The organism is Roseomonas sp. KE0001, from assembly GCF_016107285.1.
Taxonomy (GTDB): domain Bacteria; phylum Pseudomonadota; class Alphaproteobacteria; order Acetobacterales; family Acetobacteraceae; genus Pseudoroseomonas.
Map to the genome: position 1 here is coordinate 61,260 of NZ_RCVQ01000003.1, position 21,392 is coordinate 82,651.

At 69.7% G+C, this 21,392-nt stretch carries 18 protein-coding genes and 1 pseudogene; 8 read left to right on the forward strand and 11 right to left on the reverse strand.

Annotation, left to right across the window (positions count from 1 at the left end; genetic code table 11):
- Positions 1-2 precede the first annotated feature (2 nt).
- Complete coding sequence (locus tag D9598_RS06740; protein ID WP_232476998.1) at positions 3-665, reverse strand: response regulator; 663 nt, start codon at positions 663-665, stop codon at positions 3-5.
- Positions 666-797: 132 nt separating this feature from the next.
- Between D9598_RS06740 and D9598_RS06745 the strand changes: the two genes are divergently transcribed.
- From D9598_RS06745 to D9598_RS06755, 3 genes are read left to right on the forward strand one after another with little or no spacing between them, the layout of a single operon-like run.
- Positions 798-1,268, forward strand: a complete 471-nt coding sequence (locus D9598_RS06745; RefSeq protein ID WP_198365660.1) for a DUF2271 domain-containing protein — start codon at positions 798-800, stop codon at positions 1,266-1,268.
- Positions 1,269-1,290: 22 nt separating this feature from the next.
- Entirely contained in the window at positions 1,291-3,516 is a 2,226-nt protein-coding gene (locus D9598_RS06750) for a PepSY domain-containing protein (protein ID WP_198365661.1), read from the forward strand.
- A complete protein-coding gene (locus D9598_RS06755; RefSeq protein WP_198365662.1) occupies positions 3,497-4,522 on the forward strand; it encodes an FAD:protein FMN transferase in 1,026 nt (341 codons plus the stop codon). Before D9598_RS06750 ends, D9598_RS06755 begins: the two co-directional genes overlap by 20 nt.
- Positions 4,523-4,547: 25 nt before the next feature.
- Here D9598_RS06755 and D9598_RS06760 read toward each other — a convergent pair whose 3' ends face one another.
- From D9598_RS06760 to D9598_RS21735, 5 genes are all read right to left on the reverse strand, one after another.
- On the reverse strand, positions 4,548-6,461 hold the full coding sequence (locus D9598_RS06760) for a heavy metal translocating P-type ATPase (protein ID WP_198365663.1): 1,914 nt from the start codon (positions 6,459-6,461) through the stop codon (positions 4,548-4,550).
- Positions 6,462-6,610: 149 nt separating this feature from the next.
- A complete protein-coding gene (chrA, locus tag D9598_RS06765) occupies positions 6,611-7,831 on the reverse strand; it encodes a chromate efflux transporter (RefSeq protein WP_198365664.1) in 1,221 nt (406 codons plus the stop codon).
- Positions 7,828-8,130, reverse strand: coding sequence for a PadR family transcriptional regulator (locus D9598_RS06770; protein ID WP_198366164.1), 303 nt, complete (start codon positions 8,128-8,130; stop codon positions 7,828-7,830). Before D9598_RS06770 ends, chrA begins: the two co-directional genes overlap by 4 nt.
- Before the next feature lie 438 nt (positions 8,131-8,568).
- Entirely contained in the window at positions 8,569-8,949 is a 381-nt protein-coding gene (locus tag D9598_RS06775; protein WP_370591955.1) for an NADPH-dependent FMN reductase, read from the reverse strand.
- An 86-nt stretch (positions 8,950-9,035) separates the two neighbouring features.
- Positions 9,036-9,584: a hypothetical protein gene (locus D9598_RS21735; RefSeq protein ID WP_198365666.1), complete on the reverse strand. Its 549-nt coding sequence runs from the start codon at positions 9,582-9,584 to the stop codon at positions 9,036-9,038.
- A gap of 154 nt (positions 9,585-9,738) precedes the next feature.
- On the opposite strand from D9598_RS21735, the pseudogene D9598_RS06785 reads away from it, so the two are divergent.
- A pseudogene (locus D9598_RS06785) lies at positions 9,739-9,897 on the forward strand (JAB domain-containing protein); the annotation flags it as partial.
- A gap of 16 nt (positions 9,898-9,913) precedes the next feature.
- Here D9598_RS06785 and D9598_RS06790 read toward each other — a convergent pair.
- From D9598_RS06790 to D9598_RS06810, 5 genes are all read right to left on the reverse strand, one after another.
- Positions 9,914-11,383 carry a fused MFS/spermidine synthase gene (locus D9598_RS06790; RefSeq protein WP_198365667.1) on the reverse strand — a complete coding sequence of 490 codons (1,470 nt, stop codon included), beginning with the start codon at positions 11,381-11,383 and terminating at the stop codon, positions 9,914-9,916.
- 7 nt (positions 11,384-11,390) lie between these two features.
- Positions 11,391-12,269: a 3-hydroxybutyryl-CoA dehydrogenase gene (locus tag D9598_RS06795; protein WP_198366165.1), complete on the reverse strand. Its 879-nt coding sequence runs from the start codon at positions 12,267-12,269 to the stop codon at positions 11,391-11,393.
- Positions 12,270-12,278: 9 nt separating this feature from the next.
- Positions 12,279-13,202 (reverse strand): electron transfer flavoprotein subunit alpha/FixB family protein, encoded by a 924-nt coding sequence (locus D9598_RS06800; RefSeq protein WP_198365668.1) that lies wholly within the window; start codon positions 13,200-13,202, stop codon positions 12,279-12,281.
- A 2-nt stretch (positions 13,203-13,204) separates the two neighbouring features.
- Positions 13,205-13,951 (reverse strand): electron transfer flavoprotein subunit beta/FixA family protein, encoded by a 747-nt coding sequence (locus D9598_RS06805; protein WP_198365669.1) that lies wholly within the window; start codon positions 13,949-13,951, stop codon positions 13,205-13,207.
- 252 nt (positions 13,952-14,203) lie between these two features.
- Complete coding sequence (locus D9598_RS06810) at positions 14,204-14,404, reverse strand: twin transmembrane helix small protein (RefSeq protein WP_198365670.1); 201 nt, start codon at positions 14,402-14,404, stop codon at positions 14,204-14,206.
- 95 nt (positions 14,405-14,499) lie between these two features.
- Here D9598_RS06810 and D9598_RS06815 point away from each other — a divergent pair, with 95 nt between their 5' ends.
- The 4 genes from D9598_RS06815 (at position 14,500) to D9598_RS06830 (ending at position 21,392) form a co-directional block, all read left to right on the forward strand.
- Entirely contained in the window at positions 14,500-16,869 is a 2,370-nt protein-coding gene (locus D9598_RS06815) for a mechanosensitive ion channel family protein (protein WP_198365671.1), read from the forward strand.
- 217 nt (positions 16,870-17,086) lie between these two features.
- Positions 17,087-17,365: a hypothetical protein gene (locus tag D9598_RS06820; protein ID WP_198365672.1), complete on the forward strand. Its 279-nt coding sequence runs from the start codon at positions 17,087-17,089 to the stop codon at positions 17,363-17,365.
- Between the two features lie 77 nt (positions 17,366-17,442).
- Entirely contained in the window at positions 17,443-18,813 is a 1,371-nt protein-coding gene (gene lysA / locus D9598_RS06825) for a diaminopimelate decarboxylase (RefSeq protein WP_198365673.1), read from the forward strand.
- A complete protein-coding gene (locus D9598_RS06830; RefSeq protein WP_198365674.1) occupies positions 18,810-21,392 on the forward strand; it encodes a TIGR02302 family protein in 2,583 nt (860 codons plus the stop codon). The genes lysA and D9598_RS06830 overlap by 4 nt, the downstream gene beginning before the upstream one ends.

Below are 21,392 nucleotides of genomic sequence, written 5' to 3' on the forward strand. Positions count from 1 at the left end.
CCTCAACCTTCGATCCTGTAGCCGAGCCCGCGGATCGTCGTCATAAAGTCGCGCCCGAGCTTCTTGCGCAATCGACTGATATAGACCTCGACAGCATTGCTCTCGATCTCGGCGCCGAATTCGTAGAGTGAATCCTCGATCTCGCTGCGGGTGACGATGGCGCGGCGATCGCGGACGAGACGTTTCAGGACGGCCCATTCGCGTGCGGTAAGCGCAACCTCCTCGCCGGAGACGACGATCAGCTTTCGGGCGAGATCGATCGATACGGCGCCGATCCTGAGCACGGGGTTGGGGTTGCCGGCGTAGCGACGGGCGACCGCCGTGATCCGGGCGGTCATTTCGCTGAGATCGAATGGCTTTATGAGATAATCGTCCGCGCCCGAGTTCAGGCCCTCGATACGCACCGCGACCTGATCCTGGGCTGTCGTAATGATGACGGGAACGGGGTTCTGCTCGGCGCGCAGTTTGCGCAACAGGTCGAGCCCGCGACCATCCGGCAGGGCGAGATCGAGCAAGATCAATTCATAGTCGACGCTGGTGAGGGCCAGGCACGCATCATCGATCCGCCGCATCCAGTCGACACCATGGCCATGTGAGGCGATGTGGTCGCGAATGGCGGCACCGAGTACATGGTCGTCCTCGATCAACAAGACGCGCAAAATCATCTCCGTTCAGCCTGTGGCGCAAAGTGGTCCGCGAACCTGACGTGGATCTGAATATTTGTCCCGCAAATCTTCAGATCCACGTCAGATCGGCATTGTCTATTCGGTGCATCGAAACATCGGCTGGAAGAAGACATGAAGAAGCTCGCATTCGCCCTGTTGCTCACGACGTCGATCGTCGCACCCGGGCTCGCCCTGGCGCGGCCCGCGACCATCGCCATCCAGATGGCGCCCTATCAGGGACCAGGAGCCTATCTCGCCATCTATGTCGTCGGGCCGGATGGAAAATACCAGTCCACACTCTGGGTTGCCGGCGAGAAGCCCAAATACCAGAGGCACCTGCGCGGCTGGTCGCGGGCTTACTCGACCTCTGGCGGCAGCATCGACGCCATTACCGGTGCCAGCGTCGGTAGCGGACGGACGTTGAGGATCGACGTCGATCTTGCCGACGCGTTGATCGACGCCGGCTACGAGATCCGTGTCGACAGTGCGGTCGAAGACGGCAGCGACTATTCGGGCGACGCCGTGGCGCCGCTTCGCAGTGGCGGCTCAGGCACAACCGTCCGCGGGACCGGCTACGTCGCTACGTTCGCCGTCAAGATGTGACGCCTTCATCCAAGGATTGACGATGCTCCGCCGTGTCCATTCCATCGCGGGACTGGCTGCCGCATGCCTGATCGGCTTCCTGGCCGTGACTGGTGCGCTCCTGTCCTTCGAGCCTGCCATCGATGCGTGGCCTGCGACCGCGATCCCATCAACGGGTATCACGGTCGCCTATACGGCCGGCGCGGTGGCGGCCCGTTTCCCGGATGTCGAACGCCTGGTGCGGTCGGCCTCCGGCAATCTGGTCGCCTATCATGGCTCAAACGGAAAACAGGGTGCGGATTATGTCGATCCGCAGACGGGCGTCGGCCTCGGCCCCTATGAGCGATCCGCGTTTTTCGGCTTCGTGACGGAACTGCACCGGTCGCTGTTCCTCAAGACGGGAGGGCGAGCGATCGCGGGGCTTGGGGCGCTGGCGCTGCTGATTCTCTCGATCTCAGGTCTTGTTATGACCGCCGCGCGGCTTGGCGGATGGTTGAGGCTCCTTGTCGCGGCCCGCGGAACGGTCGGCCAGCGGCTGCATGTCGATGCGGGCCGCGCGATCGTGCCAGCGCTGCTGCTGACCACCGTGACCGGCCTCTATATGACGCTCGCCACGTTCGGGATCGTCCCGGAAGGAGGTGGCGACCTGGCAGCCTTTCCGGCCGGTGTCGACGGCGGGACGCCGGCACCGGTGGCAAGGCTCGCGGCGTTGCGCGCCGTCGATCTGTCTTCGCTTCGGGAACTCGTCTTTCCGGTAGAGGGCGACGCCACCGACGTTTTCACCATCACCACCGACAAAGGCCAAGGTTACATAGATCAGGCGACCGGAGCCATGCTGTCGTTCCAGCCGAACAGTACGGCGCAGACCGTCTACGAGACGATCTACAGGCTCCATACCGGCCAGGGTCTGTGGTGGCTCGGCCTGCTGCTCGGCGCTGCCGCCACGGCTGTGCCGGTGATGGCGGTCAGCGGCATCGTGATCTGGTGGAAAAGGTGGCGCGCCTTTCCGAGGTTGCGTCGCAATGTAGCGGCGCAAGGCGCGGACACCGTCATTCTGGTCGGCAGCGAGGCAAACGCGACCTGGGGCTTCGCGGCCTGCCTGCACGAGGCCATGACCCAGGCCGGGCACCGCGTCCATACCGCCACCCTGAACCGGTTCGCCTCGTCCTACCCGAAAGCGCAACGGCTGTTCATCCTGACGGCCACCTATGGCGACGGAACGGCACCGGCCTCCGCCAACCGTTTCCTGGACCGGCTGGCGAAAACGGATATTTCCCGTTGGCCGGAATTCGCGGTTCTCGGCTTCGGCGATCGGCAATTCCCGCATTTCTGCCGCTTCGCCACAGACGTCCAGGCCGCTCTGGAAGCCCGAGGCGCCCAGTCGTTGCAGCCGCTGGCGATGATCGACCGGCAGTCCTCGCAGGCGTTCGCAGAATGGGGCGATGCCACCGGATCCCATATCGGCGTACCCTTGACCTTGCGCCACGCGCCCCAGCGTCCCGCCACTTTTACGCTGACGCTGGCCTCGCGCATCGACTATGGCGCGGCGGTCGGTGCCCCGACGGCCGTGCTGCGCTTCGTCGCCGCCCCATCGACAGGACGCGAGAGCCATTCTCCTTTCGCTCGTTTCAAGCGCTCGCTGCCCTCATGCGAAGCCGGCGATCTCATCGGCATCGTTCCACCCGGCGACGCCAGCCCACGCTACTATTCGCTGGCGTCGGGCGCGCGGGACGGCTTCATCGAGATCTGCGTTCGCAAGCAGGCTGGCGGCTTGTGCTCCGGCTTCCTGCATGACCTTCAGCCGGGCGCCTCGATCCAGGCCTTCGTCAAGGCCAATCCGCAGTTCAGGCCCGCCCGAGGTAGAGCACCCGTGATCATGATCGGCGCCGGCACCGGAATCGCACCCTTCCTGGGTTTTATCCGAAACAATACCGGGCAGCGCGCGATGCATCTCTACTGGGGCGGTCGCGACCCGAAGTCTGATTTCCTCTACGCGGATCTCTTGTCGTGGTTCCAGAGGGACCGGCGCGTGACAAGACGCGTCACCGCGTTCTCCCGCGTGTCGGGCGGCAGCTATGTGCAGGACAGCCTTCGCGAGGATGCCAATACCGTTCGCGCCCTCCTCGCCCGCGGCGCGCAGATCCTGGTGTGTGGCGGCTCCGATATGGCCAAGGCCGTGCAAAGCACCATCGACGAGATCACCGCGCCGATCGGCGCCAGTGTCGCCACTCTGAAAGCGAAAGGGCGTTATGTCGAAGACAGTTACTGACGGTGACGAGACGGCCGAGTCCTATGACCAGACGAGCGGTTCTGGCAATATCTCTGCGCCCGCCGCTTGCCCGCAAAAGCGGTATGCCGTGAATGGTGTCACTATGGGAACGCGGTATGCGGCGGCCTTTTATGCGCCGGCGCAACTGGACGTGGCTCCAATCGAGACCGCGCTCCGGAATGCAGTGGGCACCGTGGACGATCAGATGTCGACCTGGAAGCCGGAATCGGATCTTTGCCGGTTCAACGCCGCGCCACCCGGCGTGTGGGTCGAGGTTCCGGCCGAATTGCTGGCCGTGGTCGAGGCCGGCCTGGCCATCGGCATGGCCTCCGGCGGCGCCTTCGACATTGGTGTCGGCGACGCCGTCAACGCCTGGGGTTTTGGTCCCAGCGGAAGGGTTCCCGATTCCCAGCGTATCTTACGTGCGACGGCCGGGCCATCACTCCCGGCTTCGGCGACATTGGAAATCGACGTCGCGGGAGGATGGCTGCGCAAGCGCGCACCAGTTTCGCTCGATCTTTCGGGCATCGCCAAGGGCTTCGGTGTCGATCAACTTTCCGGTGTGCTCCAGCGGGCGGGCTTCCAGGATCATGTCGTTTCGATCGACGGCGAGATTCGCGCACATGGCCGCAAGGCAGACGGCACGCTGTGGCGGGTGGCGGTGGAGCAGCCGGATCGAACGGCGCGCACGGTCGCCCGGATCGTCTCCCTTTCAGATCGGGCGATCGCGACATCCGGCGACTACCGGCACCGGGTCGAACATGAAGGCGGAAGCGTCTCGCACACCGTCGATCCCCGGACGCGGCGCCCGGTCAGCAACGCTCTCGCCTCGGTCACCGTGCTGGCGTCGACATGCTGCGAGGCCGATGCCTGGGCGACGGCCTTGATGGTCCTCGGGGAGAGGCACGGTCCGGCGCTCGCGATCCGGAGAAACCTCGATGCGCTCTTTCTGATCCGCGAGGGCCGGACGATGCAGGAGATCACGACAGGCCGAAGCTGGCGGTGAGCCGCCAGCGGATCGATGCAGGACGTCAGGTGCCGCCTCTTTTCTTGCCACCCTGCCTGTCGCTGCGGATCGGGTCGGCCAGCAGCCGCAGCCCGTTCAGCACCACCAGCACCGTGCCGCCCTCGTGCCCCACCACCGCGAGTGGCAGGGGCAGGGCGAAGAACAGGCTTGAGGTGACCAACACCGCCATCGCCCCCATTGCGAAGATCAGGTTCTGCCGGATTACCGCCCGGGTGCGCCGCGCGAGTCTGCGGGCAGCAGCCAGACGCTCCATGTCGTCCGACAAGAGCGCCACATCGGCGGCTTGAAGCGCCACCTCGCTGCCGGCGGCGCCCATGGCGATGCCGACATCGGCCCGCGCCAGCGCCGCCGCATCGTTCACCCCGTCGCCGACGAAGGCCACCTTGCCGCGCGCGGCCAGTTCGCCCACCAGCCGAACCTTGTCCTGCGGCAGCAGGTCGGCATGGATATCCCCCGGCGCGAAGCCCAGTTCCGCGCCGATCCGCAGCCCTACCGGGCGGCGGTCGCCGGTCATCATCATGATCGTGCCCACGCCCGCCGCCCGCAGAGCCGCCAGCCCAGCGGCCGAGGTCTCGCGCGGGCGGTCGGTGACGCTGAGCGCCCCCAACACCTGCGTGCCCCGGCCGAGCCAGACTACCGTCTGCGTCCCGTCGGCGAGCGCTGCGAACTCCGGCGCGCGGATGCACGCGCGCATCCGCTCTGCCATACGCGGATTGCCGGCCCAGACCGGACCATCGAGTGTCATGCCAGTAACACCTTCGCTCGGGATGCTATGCACCTCGCCGACCAGGACGGGAGCAATGCCCCGTTCCCCTGCATGGCGGCGGATCGCGTCGGCGATCGGGTGTTCCGACTGTGCCTCCAGCCCCGCGATCAGCGCGAGGAACCCCGCCTCGGGGACAAGTGTCACGAACTGCGTCACCTCGGCCCGGCCGGTGGTCAGCGTGCCGGTCTTGTCGAAGGCGAAGATATCGACGACAGCCAGCGTTTCCAGCGCCGCACCGCCCTTGAACAACACGCCGCCCCGCGCCGCCGCAGCCAGCGCCGAAAGGATCGCGGCGGGCACCGAAATCACGATGGCACAGGGACTGGCCGCGACCAGCAGGGTCGCGGCGCGGTAAAGCGCGTCATGGATGCCCCAGCCCAGCCACAGGAAAACGATCAGCGCCAGCACCGACCCCGCCAGCACAGCCACGGTGTATCGCTGGCCGAACCATTCGCTGAACCGCTCGGACGGAGCGCGCGCGGTCTGCGCCTCGGTCACCAGCGCAATCATCCGTGCCACCGTGCTATCGGCGACGCCGTGCACGACCTCGACCGCCAGTACGCCGTCGAGATTCACCGTGGCCTCGAACACCTTGGCACCGGGGCGCTTGTGCACCGGCATGGATTCCCCGGTGATGGTGGCTTCGTCCAGCGATCCTTCTCCTTCGAGGATCAGGCCATCCACTGGCACCCGCGCGCCGGGGCGCAGCACCACCACCTCACCGGGGATCAGATCCGCGACTGCAACCTCGGCCACCCTGCCGTCAGCGCCCCGCCGGAGCGCGGTATCGGGGCGCAACGCCATCAGTGCCTCGACCGCCCGACGCGCCTTGCCCATCGCGCGATGTTCAAGCGTGGTGGACAGGCTGAACAGAGTCAGCAGCACCGCCCCCTCCAGCGCCGCGCCGACAGCGGCGGCAGCGAGCGCCGCGATGACCATCAGCAGGTCTATATCGAGCACCCGTTCGCGCCACAGCGCCGTCAGCGCCCGGCCTCCCGCCGGAACCCCGCCTGCAAGATAGACGAGCGCCAGCCCGGCGAAACCCCAGGGCCCTGGCGTCGCAAAGGCGTCGAATGCAGCCGAGACCATGCCTGCAAGTGTCAGACCGGTGAGCGCCGCCATCAGGCGATCGGAAGAAAGATCGAGTGTCATCTAGAACCCTGGCTTGCCGCGCTATACTGGCTATACCGCCAAGGCGGCAGTGGCTGGGTGGCAGAGTTTTCTGACAGCACGCTGAAAGGCGATTTGCCCGCTGTCAGCGTCGGTCAGTCACGTCGACGTCCCCCGGCCTTCGGACATGGTCAGATCAGGGAAAGCCCCGCGCCGGCCACTGCTGCAAACAGAACGACGATCCAGGGCGGGCATCTCCACGCCATCAGCGCCGCGAAACAGGTCAGCGCCAGGGCGAAATCCGGGGGCCCGAAGATCGCGCCGGTCCAGACCGGATCGTAAAGCGCCGCGCCGAGAATGCCGACCACTGCGGCATTGGCGCCCCGCATCAGCGCCTGCGCTGCCGGCCGCACCCGCAGGCTGTTCCAGAACGGCAGCACGCCCAGCAGCAGCAGGAAACCCGGCAGGAAGATCGCCACCAACGCCAGCGCAGCCCCGGCCAGACCGTTCGGCCATGGCCCGAGCACCATGCCGAGATAGGCGGCAAAACTGAACAGCGGCCCCGGCACTGCCTGGGCTGCGCCGTATCCGGCAAGGAAAGCATCGGGCGAGACCCAGCCGGGCGTCACGATCTCAGCCTCCAGCAGCGGCAGCACCACATGCCCGCCGCCGAACACCAGTGCGCCAGCGCGAAAGAAGGCATCGACCACCGCGAGAGCCTGCGACGGGATCAGCGCCACGGCGATCGGCAGACCTGCAAGCAGAACGAAGAACAGAATGAGCGCGATGACCCCCATACGCCGCGACACCGGGAAATGCAGCTCGCCTCCCAAAGCCCGCTCCCCGTTCCGGCACATCCAGGTCCCGGCCAGCGCACCCAGGACGATCGCGCCGACCTGCCCCGTCACACCGGGCAGGACGGTCGCTGCCAGCACCGCCGCCACCGCGATGCCGGTCCGCTCCCGGTCTGGACAGAGTGTACGTGCCATGCCCCAGACCGCCTGCGCGACGATCGCCACCGCCACGATCTTCAGCCCATGCAGCACACCAGCCCCGAGTGGCCCGGAAAACGCAGACGCCCCAAGCGCGAACAGCATGATCAGGATCGCCGAGGGCAGAGTGAAGCCAGCCCAGGCCGCCAACGCTCCCAACCTGCCGCCACGTAGAAGCCCGAGTGCGAAGCCGACCTGGCTCGACGCCGGGCCGGGCAGGAATTGGCACAGCGCCACCAGATCGGCATAGCCCCGGTCATCGATCCATTTGCGGCGGGTCACAAATTCCTCGCGGAAATAGCCGAGATGCGCGATGGGGCCACCGAAGGAGGTCAGACCGAGCTTGAGAAAGGCTGTGAGGACTTCACCGGATGTGCCTCTCGCGGCTGCATCGCGGCCAATCATCGACGTGTCGGTCATTTTCGCATCGCCTCTCCGGTAAATTCCCGCACCCGCTCCTTGGCCAGAGCCAGACCCGCTTTGCCTTTTTCGGTGATCGAATAGAGCTTGCGCACCGTCCGGCCGTCGCGCTCTTCGCGGGACAAGAGATATCCGTCCCGCTCCATCTTGTGCAGCATCGGATAAAGCGTACCCGGCGAGAGCCGATAGCCGTGGTTGGCCAGTTCATCGATCATCCACTGTCCGTAGATCTCGTGCTCTGCGGCGTGATGCAGCACATGCAGCCGCACCAGTCCTGAGAGCAGATCGTGATGCTCCAGCTTGTGGTCTTGCATTCGCTCCATCATATCGCTTTTCGTTATCGAATATCGTTTCATGAAATGCAAGCCGATACGTCCATGTCACCAAAACTTCATGAACGGCGGCGATTGGCCGCGATGGCTACTCGAACACTTTCCGCCTGGGCCCCGCGCCGCATCTCTGGACTCCAACTACAGTGGTCGATTGGCCGTCGCAAAGACATCCGACCAGCGATCACTCGCGCCCCTACAAAGGGAAAAACGGCCAGTGCAAAGAGAGCACCGAAAAAGGTGGCCTCATAAGGCAATGTCCTCTCGATCAGCTTGACACTAGCGTCGCTGAACGAGAAGGCCGCGAAAGACGCAAAACCGAGTGCGACGCCCTTCGTCGCAAGGTCCGAGTCACTGCGCTCGGAATCATCCGAAGACGAAGTGATCGACGAATTTGACATCGCGGCTTTACTTTGCCGCCGTGCGCTCGATCCAGTCGGCGAAAGCGTCCGTGAAAGTCTTCAGAAAGCTCCGTGTGCCCTCGTTGACAAGCTTTCCGTCCGCGTCGAGCAGGTCCCCAACCTTCGAGATGTAAGCTTCCGGCCGCTGCAGAGCCGGCATGTTGAGGAACACCAGCGGCTGCCGAAGATGGTGGTTGGCGCCGAAAGCGCCGAGCCCGCCGGGACTGACGCTGATGATGGCCGCCGGCTTGGCGTTCCAGGCGCTTTGACCATAAGGGCGCGAGCCGACATCGAGCGCATTCTTCAGTGCCGCGGGGACCGATCGATTGTATTCCGGCGTCACGAAGAGGATGGCATCGGCCTTTCGTATGTTCTCGCGCAGGCGCACCCAGAGCGCAGGTGGCGCGCCGACTACACCAGCCGGAAACGCTGGATGCCGCGCTGTCCGGTGTCGACACCCTGTTGCTGATCTCCTCAAGCGAAATCGACCAGCGCGCCGCATAGCACAGGAATGTCATCGATTCCGCTAGAAAGACCGGCGTAAAGTGGATCGTCTAGGTGAGTAGCTTCCCGCAAAGCCTCGGTTGCCCGACACTGGCGAAAATCGACCTCCTTGACGGTGGCTGACCCGCCGATTTCTAACCGCGAATAGCCGCCAACCCTACTACGACCGAAATACCCTTCCTGTTGGAAGGCTGTCACTACATGGTCGCTCGTGTAGCAGCGTGAGGCAATGCGCACAGGCGGTTCCGATAGTGATCGCGATTCCAGCTGGCAGACCGTTTCACGCTCCACCATCAGCAGAAGACCGGCAAGTTCACGCCGATGATAGGAGGACGGATGACAGACGGAAAATTTCTCACCGCTGAGGAAGTAGCGGAACGCTATCGCGGGGAGGTGTCTATAGGAACGCTGCGCAATTGGCGCGCGATGAAAATCGGACCTTCCTTCGTGAAGATCGGCAAAGCCGTGCTTTATCCCATCGTGGAGCTTGAAGCCTGGGACGAAACGAATAAGATTCATTGTCGTGCTTCGAAGCGATCCACCGGGAGCGACAGGGATCAGGTGTGAGGTCACGGACGATCAGAAAAACCGATCCCAATCACCGGCACCAATTCAGTGAACACATCAAAAAACACTGTAAAATCAATATCATATTGAATTACGTCGGACGTTCCACAACCACCCGAGCGGCGACCCGACGCCGAGCCGCGCCGATATCGAGATGACCGCCGAGATCCGACGGGCGGGCGAGGTCTTCGATGTCGTGGTGCATGACCACCTGATCGTCGGCAACGGGCGGCATCTGAGCTTCCGGCGGGAAGGGTTGCTCTGAGGCCGGAGGCGGCGCCTCACCACCGGGCGCGCATCAGGGCCAGGGCACGCGCCGCCCGGATGTCCATGTCCGAGCGGTCGTCGGTCAGCACCGGCTGGCCTTCCGCCAGCTCCCCGGTCTCCGAGAGCGTCGCCGCGAGGCGGCGCGCGGCCGATTGCGCGGCCGCCGGCGCCGCGTCCAGCCGGGCCCGGGCCTCGGCCGGCGCCACCGGCTCGGTCCAGGCCAGCAGGATGGCGTTGCCGCTGCCCGAGCGCGCCGCCAGTACGGCGGGGAAGGCGGCGCGCAGGCTGGCCGCCAGCGGGCCGGCGATGCTGTCGGGATCGCCGGCGCCGAAGACGTTCATCGCCACCACCCCGCCCGGCGCCAGCCGCGCGGCCACCAGCCGGAAGAACTCCACCGTCGCGACATGCGCCGGCACCTGCCCGGTGGCGTAGAGATCGATGACGATGACCTGATGCCGGGCGGGGTCGGCCGCCAGGACGCGCCGCGCGTCGCCATGCGTGACAGGAATGGCGAGGTCGAAATACGCTCGCCCCGCCGCCGTCACGCCGGGGTCGATCTCGACGCCCCGCAGGCGCCAGCCGGGCCAGGCCCGCCGCGTCGCGGTGATGGCGGAGCCGCCGGCGACACCGAGGAACAGCGCGCTGCCGCCCGGGGCGGCGCCCGGCCGCGCCAGGGCGGGGACGGCGGCCAGCAACTCCCAGTAGGAGCCGGTCTCGCCGCCATCATGCCGCCGGGCCGATTGCACGATGCGCGTCGTGTTCAGCATCAGGCTGCTGGTCTCGCGGTCGCGGCGGACCATGACGGTGTTGTAGGGCGTCTCGCGATAGAGGGCGAAGGCGGCCTGCCGCTGCTGTTCGGCCAGGAAGCCGGGCAGCAGCGGCGCCAGGGCGAGGGCGGCGCGCAGCGGGGGCAGGCCGGTGGCCAGGGCGGCCAGCGCCGCCACCAGCGCGGCCAGGGCGTAGCCTCCGGTCAGGCCGAGATAGGGGATGGCGAGGAAGGCGGCGAAGAAGGTGCCGCCGATGCTGCCCAGCGCCTGGCAGGCCGAGACCAGCCCCGAGGCGCGCGCCGCGCCCTCCAGCGGCGCCAGCCGGGCGACGCAGAGCGGCGAGGCGGCGGCGAGGGCGAAGGCGGGCGGGCCGATCAGCAGCATGGAGGCGCCGACCGCGCCCGCCAGCGGCCCCAGCGCGGCCTCGGCGCCGGCGGTGATGGCGCGGCCCAGCCAGGGGGTGAGGGCGGCGAGGCCGGCGGCGGCGCCGAGCAGCAGCGGCAGCGCCCTGGCGCCATCGGGGCGGGCGCCGAGCCGCCCGCCCACCACGTACCCGGCGGACATGAAGGCCAGGGCGGTGCCGATGATGGCGCCCCATTGATGGATGGTCTGGCCGAAGACCGGCGCCATCAACCGGCCATCGAGCATTTCCAGCGCCATGACGCTCCAGCCCGCCGCGAAGGCGGCGAAGCCGGTGACGAGGCGCTGGCGCCTCACGCCGCCCTCACCGGGTCGGCTTCGGCGGATCCTGGCTGTAGTCGTAGAAGCCGCGGCCGGCCTTGCGGCCCAGCCAGCCGGCCTCGACATACTTCACCAGCAGCGGGGAGGGGCGGTACTTGCTGTCGCCCATGCCCTCATGCAGTACCCGCATGATGGCCAGGCAGGTGTCGAGCCCGATGAAGTCGCCGAGCTGCAGCGGCCCCATCGGGTGGTTGGCGCCGAGCCTCATCGCCGCGTCGATCGAGCGCACGTCGCCGACGCCCTCCTGCAGCGCCTGCACCGCCTCGTTGATCATCGGGACCAGGATGCGGTTGACGATGAAGGCCGGGTAGTCCTGCGCTACCGCCGTGGTCTTGCCGAGCGTGGCGGCCAGCGCCGCGACGGCCTCGAAGGTCTCGTCCGAGGTGGCGATGCCGCGGATGATCTCGACCAGCTTCATGACCGGCACCGGGTTCATGAAATGCATGCCGATGACCCGCTCCGGCCGGTCGGTCGCGGCGGCCAGGCGGGTGATCGGGATCGAGGAGGTGTTGGAGGCGAGGATGGCCGCGGGCTTCAGCACCGGGCAGACCGACCGGAACAGGGAGAGCTTCAGCTCCTCCTTCTCGGTCGCCGCCTCGATGACGATGTCGCAGTCGGAGAAGAGGGACATCTCGGTGCCGGTGCGGATGCGGCCGAGCGCCGCATCCTTGTCCGCCCCGCTGAGGCCGCCCTTGGCGACCTGCCGGTCCATGTTCCTGGCGACGGTCGCCAGCGCCTTCTCCAGCGCCTCCGCCTTCACGTCCAGCAGCGCGACGGAGAGGCCCGCCAGGGCTGCCACATGGGCGATGCCGTTGCCCATCTGGCCGGCGCCGATGACGCCGACCGAGCGGATCTCCGTCACGCCCATGCCTCAGCCGAGCTCCTGTTCGAGTTCGGGGAGGAGCTTGAAGAGGTCACCGACGAGGCCGTAGTCGGCGACCTGGAAGATCGGTGCCTCCTCGTCCTTGTTGATGGCGACGATCACCTTGCTGTCCTTCATGCCGGCCAGGTGCTGGATGGCGCCGGAGATGCCGACCGCGATGTAGAGCTCGGGCGCGACGATCTTGCCGGTCTGGCCCACCTGGTGGTCGTTCGGCGCGTAGCCGGCATCGACCGCGGCGCGGCTGGCGCCGATCGCCGCGCCCAGCTTGTCGGCGATGCCCTCCAGCAGGTGGAAGTTCTCCGCCGAGCCCATGGCGCGGCCGCCGGAGATCACCACGCGGGCCGCGGTCAGCTCCGGCCGCTCGCTCTGCGCGATCTCGGCGCTGACGAAGCGCGACACGCCCGGATCCTCCGCCGCCGGCGCCGTCTCGACCGCGGCCGAGCCGCCCTCGGCGGCCACCGGGTCGAAGGAGGCGGCGCGGACCGTCAGCACCTTCCTCGCATCCGAGGTCCTCACCGTCGCCAGCGCGTTGCCGGCATAGATGAAGCGGCGGAAGGTGTCCGGCCCCTCGACCCCGGCGACATCGGTGATCACCTGCACGTCGAGCAGCGCCGCGACGCGCGGCATGATGTTCTTGCCGAGCGCGCTGCCCGGCGCCACCAGATGGTCATAGCCCGGCGCCAGCGCCACCAGCAGGGCGGCGGCGGGCTCGGCCAGCGCGTGCTCATATGCGGCGCCATCGGCCTGCAGCACCTTGGCGACGCCGGGCAGCCGGGCCGCGGCCTGGGCCGCCTCGGCGCCGAGGGCCAGGACATGCACGTCGCCGCCGATCTGCGCCGCGGCGGCCACGGCGCAACGGGTCGGCTGGCTGACGGTCGCGCCGGTGCTGTCGGAAAGGACAAGGACGGCCATGCTCAGATCACCTTCGCTTCGGTCTTCAGCTTGGACACCAGCTCGGCCACCGAGCCGACCCTGACGCCAGCCTGGCGCTTCGGCGGCTCCTCGACCTTCAGCACGGTGAGGCGCGGCGTGACGTCCACACCGAGATCCGCCGCCTTCAGCGTCTCCAGCGGCTTCTTGCGCGCCTTCATGATGTTGGGCAGCGAGGCGTAGCGCGGCTCGTTCAGGCGCAGGTCGGTGGTGACGATCGCCGGCAGCGTGAGCTGCACCGTCTCCAGCCCGCCATCGACCTCGCGCGTCACCGTCGCGCCCTCCGCCGACAGCTCGACCTTGCTGGCGTAGGTGCCCTGGCCCCAGCCAAGCAGCGCCGCCAGCATCTGGCCCGTCGCGTTCATGTCGTCGTCGATCGCCTGCTTGCCCATCACGACCAGCTGCGGCTGCTCGCGCTCGACCAGCGCCTTCAGGATCTTGGCTACCGCCAGCGGCTCCGTGCCCTCGGCCTCCACCAGGATGCCGCGATCCGCCCCCATCGCCATCGCCGTGCGCAGCTGCTCCTGCGCCTGCGCCGGTCCCACGGAAACCGCGACGATCTCCGTCACCGCGCCCTTCTCCCTGAGACGCACCGCCTCCTCGACCGCGATCTCGTCGAAGGGGTTCATCGACATCTTCACGTTCGCCGTCTCGACGCCCGTGCCGTCCGCCTTCACGCGGACCTTCACATTGTAATCCACCACCCGCTTGACGGGGACGAGGAGCTTCATCGCCTGACCGTGTCCTGCTTCCTGGAGTTTGAGCCTGTTGAGCCGGGGCTGCACCGGGCGGCCGCCCCGAAGATGCGGACCACCCCTTGCCGCCGCCGCCGCCTCTCTCGGGGCGGGCATTCTGCGTTGCGGCGCGGAGCCTAGGCGTGCGCTCCGTATCAGGCAAGGTGAGGCAGGGCAGGGCGGGTCCCGGCGGGCCCGTCCGCCGGGGCGGATTGAAGGACCCAGGGCCTCCCTGACCACCGATCCGGCCTATCCGCGCATGCTCCAGACCAGGGCCAGGAAGAGCGCGATGGACAGGCCCTGCAACACCACGCGCCAGCGCATCAGGCGGTTCGAGCGGGCGCCGGCGGCCGCGCCCCCGTCACGCCCCAGCCCCGCCATGCCGGCGAACAGGACGCCGAGGGTGGCCAGCATGGAGAGGCCGAGCAGGATGGACAGGAAAACGGTCATCCGCAGCACATAGCGCCGCCGGCGCGGGGCGCAAGGCATGCCATGCCGGCCCCGGAGGTTGACGCGAGGGAACGCTTCGGCTTGGCCTCGCAGCCATGCGCCTCCCGATTCCGCTGACGCTGCTGCTCGCCCTGCTCCTTCTGCCGCTGCCCGGCCTCGCTCCGGCGGCCTGGGCCCAGCCGGCGCCTGCCGCATCGGTGCCCGCCCAGCCGGCGCCCGCCCCGCCGCCTGCCTCCCCGGCGGTGGCGCCGGCCGAGATTCAGCGGCTGCTCGCCCTGCTGCGGGACGAGGCGCGGCGGCAGGAGCTGATCCGCACCCTGGAGGCCCTGTCCGCGGCGGCCCCGGCCCCGGCGCAGCCGGGGGAGGGGGCTCCCCCCGCGGCCGCCCCTGGTGCGGCCCCTGGTGCCACCCCTTCGGCCGAGGCGCCCCCGGCCAATGCGGCGGCGGCGGCGGTGGAGCAGCTCCTGGCGCCCGACACGCTGGGCGGCCAGCTTCTGCAGGGCCTCTCCCGCCGCCTCCACTGGCTCTCGGAGCAGGTGGTCGGCGGCGTGCAGACGGTGGCCGACCTGCCCGCCCTGATCTCCTGGTTCTCGTCCCTGGCCTATGATCCGGTGACCCGCGCCCGGGTGGCCGACGCCTCCTGGAAGTTGGCCCTGCTCTTCGGCCTCGGCCTGCTGGCCGAGATGCTGGCGCGCCGCGCCACCGCCCGGCCGTTGCGCGCGCTGGAGGCCCGGGCGACGGGACCCCGGCCGAAGCTGCCCGTCCTGCTGCGCCGGCTGCCGCTGGTGCTGGGGCGGCTGCTGCTCGACCTGGCGCCGGTGGCCGCCTTCGCCCTGCTCTCCTACGGGCTGATCGGCGCGGTACAGCCGCTGCCCACCACCCAGCTCGTGCTGCTGATCGCCAACAACGCCTATATCGCCTGCCTTCTGCTCGGCCTGCTGTCGCGCCTGGCCCTCGCCCCCGCCGTGCCGGGCCTGCGCCTGCTGCCGGTCTCGGACGAGACCGCCGCCTATGTCGACCTCTGGCTGCGCCGGCTCTGGGTCATCCTGGTCGGCGGCTATGCCCTGGCCGAGGCCGGGCTGCTCCTCGGCCTGCCCTGGGGCGCCTATGATGCCATCCAGCGCCTGTCGCACCTGGTCATCTCCATCGCCCTCGGCGTCATGGTGCTGCAGAACCGCGTGGCGGTGGCGCGGGTGCTGCGCGCGCCGCCGCTGCGCCCGGGGGACCAGCCGCACCGCGCCCGCGCCGCCGCCCGCCGCTTCCGCGACGGCCTGGCCGAGATCTGGCACATCCTCGCCATCCTCTATCTGCTGGCCTTCTGGGCAGTCTGGGCCCTGCAGATCGAGCACGGCCTCTACCGCCTGCTGCGCGCCAGCCTGCTGTCCCTGCTGGTGCTGGCGGGCGCCAGGGGCCTCGACCTGCTGCTGCGCCGGGCGCTCTCGGGCAGCCTGCGGGTGGCGCCCGGCCTGACCGGCCGCTACCCGGCGCTGGAGAGCCGCGCCAACCGGTACATGCCGCTGGCCAAGGGCGCCATCTCGGCCGGGCTGACGCTGCTTGTGCTGATGATGCTGATGGAGGTCTGGGGCATCGGGTCCTTCGCCTGGTTCGCCCCCGGCGCGCTGGGCAACCGGGTGCTGCGCTCGCTCGCCTCGGTGGGCTTCACCGCGCTGATGGCGGCGCTGGTCTGGGAGGCGATGAACCTGGCCATCGAACGCCATCTGGAGCGGCTCTCGCGCGATGCCGATGCCGCGCGCAGCGCCCGGGTGCGCACGCTGATGCCGATGCTGCGCACCACGCTGCTGGCCGTCATCCTGCTCTTCGTCGCCTTCAACCTGCTGACCGAGCTCGGTGTGAACGTGGCGCCGCTGCTGGCCGGCGCCGGCGTCATCGGCCTGGCGCTGGGCTTCGGTTCGCAGAAGCTGGTGCAGGACGTCATCACCGGCATCTTCCTGCTCTTCGAGGACGCCATGGCGGTGGGCGACGTGGTCGATCTCGGCGGCAAGTCGGGAGTGGTGGAGCAGCTCTCGATCCGCTCGATCAAGCTCCGCGCGCTGGATGGCAGCCTGCACATCATCCCCTTCAGCGCCGTCAACGGCGTGACCAACATGACGCGGGACTTCTCCTTCGCCCTGCTCGACGTGCAGGTGGCCTACAAGGAGGACACCGACCGGGTGGTGGAGGCGCTGCAGGGCCTCTGCCAGGAGATGCGCTCGGAGGCGAAGTGGGGGCTGGTGATCCGCGACGCCATGGAGGTGCTCGGCGTCAATCAGCTCTCGCCCGACGGGCCGGTGATCCGCGTCCGGATCAAGACCGAGCCGCTGGAGCGCTGGAACGTGATGCGCGAGATGAACCGCCGCATCAAGCGGTGCTTCGACGAGCTCGGCATCGAGATCCCGGCGCACCGGCAGAAGCTGATGATGGAGCCCGGCGGGGCCTTTCCATCGCCGCCGGGCCGGCCGGCCTGAGGCGCCCATGCCAATGGCGGGGATCAGCCATGCACGATCCCCGCTGGCGGTTCGGCTTGCCAGCACCGGCGCGCCAAACCTATCCTCCTGGCATGTGCTGCACCGGCCCCTTCGGGATCGTCATTAGCGGCCCGGCCGCCTGAGCGCCCTGCGGGGGGCAGCGGCCGGGACAGCCCCGCGCACCCTCCGATCCGAACGCTCCGGAAGCCCCTCTCCCATGTCCGATTGTCTGTCTCCGCTCACCGCCGCCCGTTTCACCGTGGTCGCCGAGGCCTATCCCGGCCTGCTCTCCCGCGTGCTGGAGCCCTTCGCCAGGCGCGACCTGACGCCCGACCGCTTCCGCTCGCAGCGCGAGGGCGCCCTGTTGCGCACCGAGATCGCGCTCGACGCCATGCCGGTCGAGATGCTGCACCTCGTCGCCGGCAATCTGGGCCAGATCGTCGGCGTGATCCGCGTCGAGGCGATGGAAGGCCGCCACATCCGGCTGGTGGCCTGATCCCCCGCTTTTCAGGGACCCCGCTTTTTAGTGGACCTCTGGCAGGCGGCGCGGCGGCGCATCACAATGGGAGCATCATGGCCGCTCCGCTCCCCGCCCCCGATCCCGCCTCCGACCCCTCCTTCGCCGAGCTGATCGCGGCGAGGCCCGCCCTCTCCGCCCATGCGATGGACGGCCTGATGCTGGAGGAGGTGCCGCTCGCCCGCATCGCCGCCGAGGCCGGCACGCCTGTCTGGGTCTATTCCGCCGGCACGCTGCGCCGCCGCTACCGCGCGCTGCGCGCCGCGCTGGAGGGCGCCGGATTGCGCGCCGGCATCCATTACGCCACCAAGGCGAACGACAACCAGGCGGTGCTGCGGGTGCTGGCCGCCGAGGGGGCCGGGGCGGACATCGTCAGCGCCGGCGAGCTGCGCGCCACCCTGGCCGCCGGCATCCCGGCCTCGGCCACGGTCTTCTCCGGCGTCGGCAAGACGGCGGAGGAGATCCGCTTCGCGCTCGGGCAGGGCATCTACCAGCTGAACGCCGAGAGCGCCGAGGAGATCGCCATGATCTCCGCCATCGCCGAGGGCATGGGGCTGCGCGCCCCGGTGGCGCTGCGGGTCAATCCCGATGTCGATGCCCGCACCCATGCCAAGATCACCACCGGCAAGGCGGACAACAAGTTCGGCATCGCCTATGAGGACGCGGCCGGGCTCTATGCCCGCATGGCGGCGCTGCCCGGCATCCGGCCGATCGGCATCGCCACCCATATCGGCAGCCAGATCACCGAGGGCATGGCGGCCTATCGCGCCGCCTATGCCCGGCTTGCCGAGATGATCCGTGGCTTCCGCGCCGCCGGCCTGCCGGTCGAGCGCGTCGATTGCGGCGGCGGGCTCGGCATCCCCTATCGCGACGAGCCGGCGCCCTCGCCCGAGGCCCTGGCCGGCGTCATCCGGGCGACGCTGGGCGATCTCGGCCTGCCGGTGATGCTGGAGCCGGGCCGCTGGATCGCCGGCCCGGCCGGGCTGCTGCTGGCCTCGGTGGTGCTGCAGAAGCAGGGGCGGGGACGGCGCTTCCTGGTGCTGGACGCCGCCATGAACGACCTGATCCGCCCCGCCATGTACGAGGCCTGGCACGGGCTCCTGCCGGTCTCGCCCCGCCGGTTGCAGGCGGCGCTGGCGCCCGCCGATATCGTCGGCCCGGTCTGCGAGAGCGGCGACACCTTCGCCCGTGACCGCGCCATGCCCGACATGGCCCCTGCGGATTTGGTCGCATTCCTGGACGCGGGTGCCTATGGTGCGGTCATGAGCAGCACCTACAACGCCCGCCCCCTGGCGGCCGAAGTGCTGGTGGATGGCACCCGCTTCGCCACCGTGCGCGCGCGCCAGACGCATGAGGATCTGCTGGCGCGGCAGCGCGTTCCCGAATGGCTGGCGGCCGCGCCGGCCGGGGGATCCCCCCCCGCATGACGCCGCCGCGCGATCCGCTGGCCCGGCGCCTCGCGCGCGGGCGGTGGCTCGCGCGGGTCGCCCTGGCCTGGGAGGCGCTCTGGCCACGGCTCTGGCCGGCGCTCGGCGTCGCGGGCCTGTTCCTCATCCTGGCTTTGGCGGGGCTGTTCCTTCACCTGCCGCCCTGGCTGCATGTCGCGCTTCTCGCCGGCTTCGCCCTGGCGCTGGGGCTGGCCGCCTGGCGCGGCGCGCGCGGCTTCCGCCTGCCTGGCGCGGCGGCGGCCGAGCGGCGCATCGAGACCGCCTCGGGCCTGCGGCACCGGCCGATCTCCACCCTGCGCGACCACGCCGTGAGCCAGGATCCGGCGGCACAGGCCCTCTGGCGCGCGCACCAGCGCCGCGCGCTCGCGGGGCTGGACCGGCTGCGGGTCGGGGCACCGCGCCCCAACCTCGCCGCGCGCGACCCTCGCGCGCTCCGGCTCGGGCTGCTGGTCGGCCTCTTCGCCGCCGTCGCCGTCGCCGGGGGCGAGGCCGGGGAGCGGCTCCGCCGCGCCGTCTGGCCCAGCCTCCAGGCCGCCACGCCCATGGCGCCGGCGCTGCGGCTCGAAGCCTGGGTGACGCCGCCGGCCTATACCGGCGCCGCGCCGCTGTTCCTGGACCCGGCCGGCGGCGCGCTCTCCGTCCCGCAGGGCAGCCGGCTCCAGATCGCGCTGTCCGGCGGGCGCGGCGGCGTGCCCGAATGGCAGGGCAACGGCCCGGCCGAGCCCCTGCGCACGCTGGAGCCGGGCAGCTTCGCCGCCGAGACGGTGCTGCAGCAGGGCACGCGCATCCTGCTGCGGCGCGACGGGCGGGAGCTGGCCGCCTGGAGCTTCGGCGTGCAGGCCGACGCGCCGCCCACCGCCGCCTTCGCCGAGCCGCCGGGGCCGGCCCCGCGCGGCCTGGCCCTGCGCCTGCCCTGGCGCGCCGAGGATGACTGGGGCATCGCCGCGATGCAGGCGGAGATCCGCCTCGCCGCCCGCGCCGATGCCGCGCCGCTGCGCCTCGACCTGGCACTGACCGGCGGCAATCCGCGGCAGCCGCGCGGCCTCGCGCAGCCGGACCTGTCCGCCCATCCCTGGGCCGGGCTGCCTGTGCGGCTGCGCCTCCTGGCGCGCGACGGGGCCGGGCAGGAGGGGGTTTCCGAGACGGTGCTGGTCACCCTGCCGGAGCGCGTCTTCAACCATCCTGTCGCCCGGCAGCTCGTGGCCCTGCGCAAATCCCTCTCGCTCGACCCCCTGGCGCGCGACGCCGTGCGGCGCGGCCTCGACGACCTGGCCGCCGCGCCCGAGGCCTTCGAGCATGACCTGACCACCTTCCTGGCGCTGCGCGTCGCCCGCTTCCGCCTGCTGCGCGACCGCCGCCCCGAGGGGGTGGAGGAAGCCCAGGCGCTGATGTGGCAGACCGCCTTGGCGCTGGAGGAAGGCCGGACCGACCGCACGGCCCGCGCCCTGGCCGAGGCGCGCGAGGCGCTGCGCGAGGCCCTGGCCGAGGCCGAGCGCACGCCGCCGGACGCGGCGGGCCGGGCCGAGCTGGAACGCCGGGTGCAGGAGCTGCGCGAGGCCGTCCAGCGCCATCTCGAGGCCCTGGCCGAACGCCTGCGGCAGGAGAATGCCGAGGTCCAGCCGATCGAGCCCGGGCAGCGGATGATGGACCAGCAGGAGCTCGATCGCCGCACCGAGCGGATGGAGCAGTCGGCCCGCGAGGGGCGCACCGACCAGTTGCAGCAGGAGCTGGCCGAACTCGAGCGGATGCTGGACGCGCTCCAGCAGGGCCGCGTCGCCCGCGCCGAGGGTGGCGACCCGCAGCGCCAGCAGCAGCGCCAGCGTGGCCAGCAGCAGACGGGGGCGGTGCAGGACATGGTGCGGCGCCAGGGCGAGATGCTCGACCGGAGCCATCAGCGCGGCGAGGCCGCCCAGGGCGAGGCGCAACGGCCCGGCCGCCGGAACCAGCCGCAGGCGCGCCCGCAGCCTTCGCCGGGCCAGCGGGACGGAGAGGCCCGGCCCCGGCAGGACGCTCAACCGGACGCCCAACAGGACGCCCGGCAGCAGCGCGCCCTGCGCCGCGCCCTGGGCGAGCTGATGCAGCAGTTCGGCGACCTGACCGGCGAGATTCCCGAGGCGCTGGGCCGCGCCGATCAGGCGATGCGGCAGGCGCAGGAGGCGCTGGGCCAGGGTGGCGACCCGAGCGCGCATCAGCAGCAGGCCATCCGCGAGCTGCAGGAAGGCGGGCGGCAGATGGCCGAGACCATGCAGCGCCAGTTCGGCCAGGGGCAGCAGGGCGAGGGGGAAGGGCCGGGCGAGGGCCAGGGCAACCCTGGCCAGGCCGAGGGCGGCCAGGGCCAGGACCGCATGACCGGGCAGAACCAGGGCCGCGACCCCCTGGGCCGCCCCTCCCGCGAGGCGCCCGGCGCCAATGACCAGGGCAGCGACACCCGGGTGCCGCAGGAGGCGGAGATGCTGCGCAGCCGCCGCATCCAGGAGGAGCTGCGCCGGCGCGGCGCGGACCGCGAGCGGCCGGCCACCGAGCTGGACTACATCGAGCGGCTGCTGAAGTCCTTCTGA